The organism is Streptomyces sp. NPDC029216 (assembly GCF_040648015.1).
Classification (GTDB): Bacteria; Actinomycetota; Actinomycetes; order Streptomycetales; family Streptomycetaceae; genus Streptomyces.
In genome coordinates this window covers 1-1,524 of sequence record NZ_JBEZWL010000310.1, presented here as the reverse complement: position 1 = coordinate 1,524, position 1,524 = coordinate 1, and the positions used below count along the sequence as shown (strand labels likewise).

Here is a 1,524-nt window from a genome sequence, read left to right as displayed (position 1 = left end):
CGGCGGCGGCCGTGACCGGGTCGCGGGCGTAGATGTCGGTCATGCCGGAGGCCACGGTGATGTGCCGGGTGGCCGCCAGGAGGATCGCGGCCTGCGCCATGGCTTCCCGTCCCGTCGTCTCGGGGAACCACAGGGTTCCGAAGCCGAGGCCCTCGACCGCGGCGGCAGCCTTGCGGACCTCGGGTGCGGAGAGGCGGTCGAAGTCCGCCGCCCAGATCCCGACGCGCCCGAGACCGTGAGCACGGGCGCTCATCCGTCCTGCCCGGCGGTGCGCGCGGAGTCGAGGAACGCGGCGATCCGGGACGCGCCGGTGCGCTCCAGCCAGGTGCTGAAGTCCATCGTGCCGGGGTGGATCTCCCGGGTGGCGGGGATGTCCGCGCGGTAGCCGTGTTCGTTGAGCCACTCGTTGGCGTAGGCGAAGTCTTCGCTCAGGGCCCGGATCGCGTCGACCGGGATCTGAACGTAGGGCAGCGGTATGCCGAGTGCCTTCCCGATGGCCGCGGCGATCTGAACCGGCGTGAGTTCGTCCCCGGCCAGGGAGACGGCCCGGCCGATCCACTCCTCCGGCCGGGAGAACGCCAGCGCGGTGACGGCGCCGACATCGTCGACGGCCATGATCTGCTGGGGGACCTCCGGCGCGAGACCGGTGGACAGGTTCCCGTTCCGCAGCGCGTAGCCGCCGGTGAAGTTCTCCATGAACGACACCGGCCGCAGGATCGTCGCGGGCAGGCCGAGCGCGGCGACGTGCCGCTCGATCCGCCACTTGCTGACCAGATTCACGGGCAGCTTCTCCTCAAGGTGCCGGTCGGCTTCGGCGACCGAGGTGAAGACGAAGTGCCCGATGCCCGCGGCGTGCGCGGCCTCGGCGACGTTCACCCCCCAGCGCACCTCGTCGTCGGCGGTGAAATCCGGGGCGGTGCCGGGCGAGCCGACGGTGGGCTGGACGCTGAACAAGCCCCAGGCGCCCTCGGCCGCGGCCCTCAGGGAGCCGACGTCCTCCATCCGCGCCCGGACGACCTGTGCGCCGGCCTGCGCCAGCGCCATGGCCTGCGGCCCGTCCGGGTCACGCGTCAGTGCGCGCACCCGCCAGCCGTCGCGGAGCAGGTGATGTGTCACGGCCCTGCCCTGCAGGCCGGTCGCACCCGCCACCACGACGGTCTTCTTCGTCAGCTTCACGATCGTCTCCATCGCGTCATGCGGAGGGAAGCCAGCCCAGAAGTGGGGTGGCCCTCCGTTTCTCGTTCGCTACGATATGGAGGACCACCCCGTTTATCAAGCGCCAGGAGTACCCGTGCCCAAGGACGCCACCGCCCCGCCCGGCCGGCCGATGCGCGCCGACGCCCGCCGCAACGCCGAGAAGATCGTCGCCGCCGCCGGGGCCCTGATCGCCGAGCAGGGCGCCGACGCCTCCCTGGAGGAGGTCGCCCGCCGTGCCGGAGTCGGCTCGGCCACCCTGCACCGCCACTTCCCCTCCCGGCAGGCACTCCTGGAGGCCGTCTTCAAGGAACGGGTCGAGGCCCTGTG

The 1,524-nt window shown here is 72.2% G+C and carries 3 protein-coding genes; 1 reads left to right on the top strand and 2 read right to left on the bottom strand.

From position 1 onward, the window contains the following. Together AB0F18_RS39245 and AB0F18_RS39240 are read right to left on the bottom strand one after the other, a co-directional pair. Positions 1–253, bottom strand: a 253-nt coding sequence (locus tag AB0F18_RS39245) for an LLM class flavin-dependent oxidoreductase (protein WP_362070334.1), incomplete at its 3' end; no start/stop codon positions are given. Continuing rightward, positions 250–1,188, bottom strand: a complete 939-nt coding sequence (locus AB0F18_RS39240) for an NmrA/HSCARG family protein (RefSeq protein WP_362070331.1) — start codon at positions 1,186–1,188, stop codon at positions 250–252. The genes AB0F18_RS39245 and AB0F18_RS39240, both read right to left, overlap by 4 nt. Before the next feature lie 139 nt (positions 1,189–1,327). Here AB0F18_RS39240 and AB0F18_RS39235 point away from each other — a divergent pair. Beyond that, positions 1,328–1,524 (top strand): helix-turn-helix domain-containing protein (locus AB0F18_RS39235; protein ID WP_362070337.1); only part of this gene is annotated, 197 nt, incomplete at its 3' end.

Coding starts and splice junctions, on each gene's coding strand:
- AB0F18_RS39240 (WP_362070331.1), bottom strand. CDS start 1,188: ATGGAGACGATCGTGAAGCTGACGAAGAAGACCGTCGTGGTGGCGGGT.